This window comes from Microcoleus sp. AR_TQ3_B6, from assembly GCF_036702785.1.
GTDB lineage: Bacteria > Cyanobacteriota > Cyanobacteriia > Cyanobacteriales > Microcoleaceae > Microcoleus.
The window spans coordinates 123,029-129,393 of record NZ_JAUBVJ010000012.1; the positions used below are offsets into that span (position 1 = coordinate 123,029).

At 44.8% G+C, this 6,365-nt stretch carries 6 protein-coding genes and 1 pseudogene; 3 read left to right on the top strand and 4 right to left on the bottom strand.

The window, feature by feature from the left end:
• The first annotated feature begins 339 nt into the window (after positions 1-339).
• The 3 genes from crtA (at position 340) to hpsJ-A (ending at position 2,715) form a co-directional block, all read left to right on the top strand.
• On the top strand, positions 340-1,191 hold the full coding sequence (gene crtA / locus QUB56_RS08950) for a cyanoexosortase A (protein WP_332954791.1): 852 nt from the start codon (positions 340-342) through the stop codon (positions 1,189-1,191).
• On the top strand, positions 1,191-1,859 hold the full coding sequence (locus tag QUB56_RS08955) for a cyanoexosortase A system-associated protein (protein ID WP_332954792.1): 669 nt from the start codon (positions 1,191-1,193) through the stop codon (positions 1,857-1,859). The genes crtA and QUB56_RS08955 overlap by 1 nt, the downstream gene beginning before the upstream one ends.
• 178 nt (positions 1,860-2,037) lie before the next feature.
• On the top strand, positions 2,038-2,715 hold the full coding sequence (gene hpsJ-A, locus QUB56_RS08960) for an HpsJ-like protein, cyanoexosortase A-associated (protein WP_332954793.1): 678 nt from the start codon (positions 2,038-2,040) through the stop codon (positions 2,713-2,715).
• A gap of 94 nt (positions 2,716-2,809) precedes the next feature.
• On the opposite strand, the gene QUB56_RS08965 is transcribed toward hpsJ-A, so the two are convergent.
• From QUB56_RS08965 to QUB56_RS08980, 4 genes and pseudogenes are all read right to left on the bottom strand, one after another.
• A complete protein-coding gene (locus QUB56_RS08965; RefSeq protein WP_332954794.1) occupies positions 2,810-2,983 on the bottom strand; it encodes a hypothetical protein in 174 nt (57 codons plus the stop codon).
• Positions 2,984-3,256: 273 nt separating this feature from the next.
• Positions 3,257-3,907, bottom strand: a complete 651-nt coding sequence (locus QUB56_RS08970) for a cofactor assembly of complex C subunit B (RefSeq protein ID WP_332954795.1) — start codon at positions 3,905-3,907, stop codon at positions 3,257-3,259.
• Between the two features lie 209 nt (positions 3,908-4,116).
• Positions 4,117-4,848: a response regulator transcription factor RpaB gene (gene rpaB / locus QUB56_RS08975; RefSeq protein WP_071587789.1), complete on the bottom strand. Its 732-nt coding sequence runs from the start codon at positions 4,846-4,848 to the stop codon at positions 4,117-4,119.
• A 145-nt stretch (positions 4,849-4,993) separates the two neighbouring features.
• A pseudogene (locus QUB56_RS08980) lies at positions 4,994-6,240 on the bottom strand (RNA-guided endonuclease InsQ/TnpB family protein).
• Between the last annotated feature and the right edge of the window lie 125 nt (positions 6,241-6,365).

Consider the following 6,365-nt stretch of genomic DNA (forward strand, 5'->3'; position numbering starts at 1 on the left):
TTTCAAGCTCAAGAGTGCGTCCAAAAAGGTTTCCGTCTTGCCGAATTGCTTGACATTTAAACTGGGCCGCGCAGAAACCAGGTTTGAGGGAGGAAAATCTTTCGTGGAGTGCGATCGCCAGGAATTAAAAAACCCGCTTTCTTTGGTATGAGCGCCTAACTTCAGATTTAATTAGGTGGAGGTAAATATCACAAACATTCACTTTTGTCAAGTTTTGTTAAGATTTAGTTAACAATCATCCCAAACGCATAAATTAAAGTGTTTCTGGCGGATAATTTGTATAGAGTTACCAGGTTAAGTAAGGATTTTAGAAACTTTTACTAAAAACAGAAAGTAGCAATGACCGAAATCAACTGGCTCAAGCACGTCCAAGAACCTAAATACTGGCTGTTAGGCATCGCCTCCGGTTTGATTGCCCTGCACCTAACTCTGACTTCTAGAATAAACGACACTGACCTATTCGGCACAATGTTACTGTTTTGGGGAGTCGTGGCATTTCTCATTTGGGAAAGGCACGGCTCCTTAACTTTTGAAAGCGGAGTTTTCGCCAGCTTCTTTGGGGCATCGTTAATTGCTTTAATATTGCTCAAAAGTTCGTCGATATCTGGATACGACTTGTTTATCAGAACAACGCCTTTTTTGTCTGGAATCAGTCTCGCATTGCTGGCTTCTGGCACAAAAGGACTGAAACAATATTGGCAGGAACTTCTAATTCTTGCCTATACAGCTATTCCTCCCGGATTCATCGGAGTATTCGTTGATGTAGCCACATTAACAGCAAAATTTTCAGCTTTTATCCTGCACTATCTAGGATTTGAAGTAATGCGGAAAGGGATTTTGCTAATCCTGGAAAACGGAAGCGTGGAAGTGTATCACGGCTGTTCGGGGGTGAATGTGATTCTACAATTGTTAGGAATGGCTGTGGTTTTCTTGCTGATGTTTCCAACAACGCTGGGTCAGAAAATTGTAGTGCCACTCGTGGCAATAATTAGTGCATTTGTAGTGAATGCTGCGCGAGTTGCTCTCCTGGCGGTGCTGGTATCGCTATCTCAACCCGAAGCATTTAAATACTGGCACCTAGGAACTGGTTCGGTAATCTTTTCGATGATTGCTGTATTTATTTTCGGTTTATTCTGCTGGTTTGCAATTTTGAAAGACCAACCCCAAAATAACGAAGGACAGAATTGCTAATGGCTATTACCTCTTGGAAACCACTTAGGCTTTCCCTGTTGGCTGTTATTTTGGGAGGGGTTTTGTTGGTGGCAGGAAAAGTGGTTTTCTATCCATCTGCCCCGAAGGATGTGGCAACCCCGTTTGAGTTTCCCGAGTCGGTGCCTCTAGCCGATTGGAAACTCAACAAGAGCGCGCTTCTGGAATTTAAGGACAATTCAGGATTACAAGCTGCCAGGAAATACGAATATCAAAAGAATAGCATGGCTCTAGAAATAGAGATGCGCTATGCGGTAGACACCATTGGAGATGTGGAAGGTCTGATGAAGGGACATACTATTCTCAAGTCGTATCCTGGTAAACTAGCATTAGCAAACACTCAAGGCGTGGGGTTTCACGGAATCTTGCAACAGAAAAATCGACTGTATTTGAGTTCGTGTATCAATCCTAGCGGCGGTGCTACAGTCACTTCCCAACAGTTTAGATATAATCGAAATACTCGCGATTGGAACCCGAACCGCATTCTGTTTTGGTTGTTGGGTCGGGGAAATATTCAAGACCGGCGCTGTTTGTGGACTCAGATGTCTGTGCCTTTGGATAAAACAACTCCAGAAGATGCCCAAAAAATTCTAGAGAATGCTTGGGTTTCTTGGTATGGGTGGTGGCAGCCGCGATTTCCCGAGCCTTGAGTGGAGTCAGTCGATTTTAGATTTTAGATTTTAGGTTTTAGATTTACTCCACAGATGAATCTGGAAGCTTGAACAAAAGTCTAAAATTTTTGACTCTCCACGACAGGAGTCGGGGACTTGTATCCGTTTTTGGGCGGGGTCAAGAGAGATTTTTCTTAACAACAATTCTGATTATTTTATGAATGACGTACAAGGCGATCAAGGTTTTTCTATCTACAGGCTGCGTTGGATTGGCTACGGTCTATTAATTTTGTCTGTATTAGATACGATTGTAGTTCTTATACCAGCAAATTTTGGCAATCGCCTCTGGGAATTGCAGACAATTGGGGCAATAGTGGAACGGGTGCCAGTTCCTCTACTGGCAATGGCGCTGATATTTTTTGGAGAAGGGTACGACCGCAGAGGTTTGGAAAACCTTTTTTTGAAGCTTTTGTCTTGGGTGTGTCTGCTGCTAGGTCTGGTTTTTCTGTTGATGCTGCCTTTGGGAATTTTTGGCACTATCTACGTCAACAACCAAAACAACCAGCAAATTGATACTCAAGCAAAGCAACAATTGGCTCAGTTACAGCAGGTGGAAGAACGGGTAACTAAGGGTAGTCCTGAAGATTTAAGGACTTTGGCGGGGGAACTTACCCGTTTGGGGGTACCTGCGGATACGGAAAACCCACAGCAATTGAAAAACCAAATTCTTTCGAGAATTACTCCGGCTAAGGAACGGTTGCAGACGCAAAAAGCTGCGGTTCAGTCAAATCAGCGCTTGGGGTTATTTAAAAATTCTGTTAAGTGGCTGCTGGGCGCGCTGATTTCTAGTGTTTTGTTTTTTACGCTGTGGCGCGGTACTGATTGGGCTCGGTAGTAGTTTTGAGTTTTGAATTTTGAGTTGGTAAGGTGCGTATTGCGCACCTTACCAACTTATAAATACAAATAGAATCCACACATTTCAACGTCTATTATTTAAGAGTCTGCACTTCAGGATATGCCAAAATTTTCCCGTCAGCCGTCAGCACCGGACACCCATGTATTTTCGCTGTTGCTACAATAATTGGGTCAGCAGGATGTCGGTGAAAACCCGTGAGTTTGGTTGAGTGAATAATAATAGCAATTGTGAGTTCGAGTTGCTGCACTCCGGGATAAGCTAAAGCTGCTGCTAACCAGTGATTCTGTTGCGTCTTCAGAAGTGAGAGCCGATGCGGTTTTTTTGAGCGGTTAAGGTTTCTATTTGCTCCTGTATTTTGGTGGAAATGCGAAATACTAGGACTCCTTTGACTAGCTCAAGACCGATAGAACCCTCGCTCGGTAAGCTGTTTGGTAAACGGTGCAGATTGAGAAGCTAATTAGTTGTCATATTAGCTTGGTTTAAAGGTTATGGGAAGGTGCACAATGCGCACCCTAAAAAGTTAAGAACTTAGGTGCTGTATGAGGGTATTTTCTAATTTGTCGGCAATACCTTCAACCCAGTTTTCATCTTGTTTTGTATAGCTGCGGGGCGCGTTAGCACCTAAGATTAAAACGCCTTGGGTGCCGAGCGGCTGACAGATGACTCCTTGAGTATTTTCTGGCAAATAGTCAAATTCAATTCGCCCGGGATAAATATTGAGATTTACTAAATAAACTGGTTTGTTTTTGTCGAACACTCGCTGCAAAATCGGTCCTGGTTTGACGTGGGGATTGATGCCTAAAATGCCGCGCCGCAATAGGACTTTTCCTTGATACAAAATCACTATCGACCTTGTGGCGGTATTTGTCAACAGCAAACGCGACGCCCAAGCTAATTCTATTTTCACGGCCTCCGGCAAATCCGGCGCAAATTCAAAACCTTCTTCGCCGATAAGTTTTACCGAATCCGGCGATCGCGCTTGCACCTGCTGCCACAGCAAACCTGTTAAAATCAGCAGAGCGCTGATAATTACTCCCAAAGCGTCCGATCGAGCTTGAGAATCTGTGATTTGCTCTGTCAGCAAGCGGTTGACCATTAGCAGCGTACCTGCTAACCCTCCTGCTACTAAGGGCAATTGCCGCAAAACTCTATTGGGATCAGATTTTGTCATTAGTCATTAGTCATTAGTCATTGGTCATTAGTCATTGGTCATTAGTCATTAGTCATTGGTCATTAGTCATTAGTCAACAGTCAACAGTCAGCAGTCAACAGTCAACAGTCAACAGTCAACACTCAGCAGTCATTAGTCATTAGTCATTGGTAATTGGTAGTTGGTAATTTAACTAATGCCAACTGCCAACTGCCAACTGCCAACTGACTTTATCCTACTTCTCCAATTTCGACAATTCGCTGGAACAGATAGCCTGTGCCGCGGGCTGTGAGAATTAATTCGGGATTGCTGGGGTCGTCTTCCAACTTTGCCCTAAGCCGGGAGATGTGAACGTCCACTACGCGGGTGTCTACGTGGCGTTCTGGCGTGTATCCCCACACTTCCTGCAAAATTTCCGATCGCGAAAAAGGCTCTCCAGAACGGCTCACAAGCAGTTCTAACAGGCTGAATTCCATCCCCGTGAGCCGAATTCGTTCGTCGCCTTTGTAAACTTGGCGCTTGTTGGTGTCAATCCTAATATTGGTGACGTGGATGACTCCGGAGCTGGGAATCCCCGAGGCGCCGTTTTTGTCAACCCTCCGCAGTACCGAACGGATGCGGGCTTCGAGTTCTTTGGGAGAGAAAGGTTTGACGACGTAATCGTCGGCGCCCAATTCTAAACCGGTGATGCGGTCGGCTACGTCTCCCAAAGCGGTTAGCATGATGATGGGCACGTCTGACTCTTTGCGCAACTCCTGACAGACGCCGTAACCGTCGAGCTTTGGCATCATCACGTCCAAAACCACTAAGTCGGGTTCGGTGTTGCGAAATGTTTCGAGAGCTTCTTCGCCGTCAGCAGCGGTAACGACATCGTAGCCAATCATGGAAAGGCGAGTCTCCAGAATGCGGCGGATACTGGCTTCGTCATCGACTACCAGAATTTTTTCTTTATGGTTTTCCAAGTTACCGAGCGCTCCTTAAGTTACATTTCAGATAATGTTAATTTTTTGTACCCTATCATACAAGGCACCGATTAAATCATGTGTGGCGATCGGTCTGAAAGCTTGATAATTGCTATAACTCAAACTTTTCTAAATGTTAGGGTGACTATTTATCATATTGACACTCCCCGGTCTCAAGGCGCAGGGATTCTTGGTTCCGCGTCGTGACTTGCTGAGATAGGTTTGCACCAACCTCAGTAGCGGTCTCAACTCCCCAAACGTTTATTGTATCTCGTCCAAAAGTTCCGACGTGCCGCGTCGTACTTAATCCTCGACTCAGGATAATTCTAGCTGCATTGTGGTCTCTATCTAGGACGCATCCACACTGACAAGCATGGGTACGGGTGGATAGAGCCTTTTTCACCACTGTCCCACAGCTAGAGCATTCAAGGCTCGTATAAGCTGGATTTACGGCAATCGTGATTTTCCCACACACCTTGCCGAATAATTCCAGCCAAATACGGAACAGATACCAAGATGCGTCGTTAATCGATTTTGCTTCGCAGTGATTCTTTGCCATATTTCGCACTCTCAAATCGACCTAGGCCACTACATCGTTTGATGTGATTGCGCACCGCGCTAACTTGACAGCATGGTGCAATACGATTGCCTACTTATTTTGAGATGCCTCTTACCCAGAACCACCCGTGCTTTGCGACGATTGTTTGAATCCTTAACCCACTTTGATAAGCGCTTTTGGGCCTTCTTTAATCTCAATTCACCTGTGCCCAGGAATCGGGGATTGATTGCTGTTTCACCGTTTGAATCGGTATAGAATTCCTTCAAACCCACATCTAACCCAATAGCATTACCCGTTGCCGGGATAGATTCAGAGCGGTCTACGGAAATACTAAACTGAACATAGACACCATCAGCTCTCTTCACCAGTCGAACCCGTTTTACTTGGTCTAAGCTATAGAACAGCAGAGTGCGAGTCCCTTTCAGCTTGAGTTTACCTATCCCACATTTATCGGTGAAGGTGATTGATTTTCGGTCTTGGGTCAGTTTCCACCCAGAGGTTTTGTACTCTACAGAGCGACAATTTTTCTGGAATTTAGGGAAACCTTTTTTCTTGAGAGTCTTTTTCTGGCAATTTTCGTAGAACCGAGTTATTGCAGCCCATGCCCGTTCTGCACTAGCCTGCCTTGCCATAGAATTTAATCTATTATTTGCAAAGTCAAACTCTTTTGCCAGAACAGTACAGTTCCGAGACATCTCTAACAAATACTTAGCCTTGCCATCCATCCACAGCCTGAGCGATTTGTTGCGAATAAACTGAGTTATCCGAATCGTCTCGTCTACTGCAACGAACTGAAACGCTTTGCCGTAGGCTTTGAATTCAAGAACTAGCATAGTATTTCCTCCTATTCTTATAGTAGCACACCTAATTTGACACTCCCGGCGTGAACGCGCGGGGATTCTTGGTTCACTAACATACCTTTAAACTATTCATCCTTTCGGCAATATTTAAACCAAAA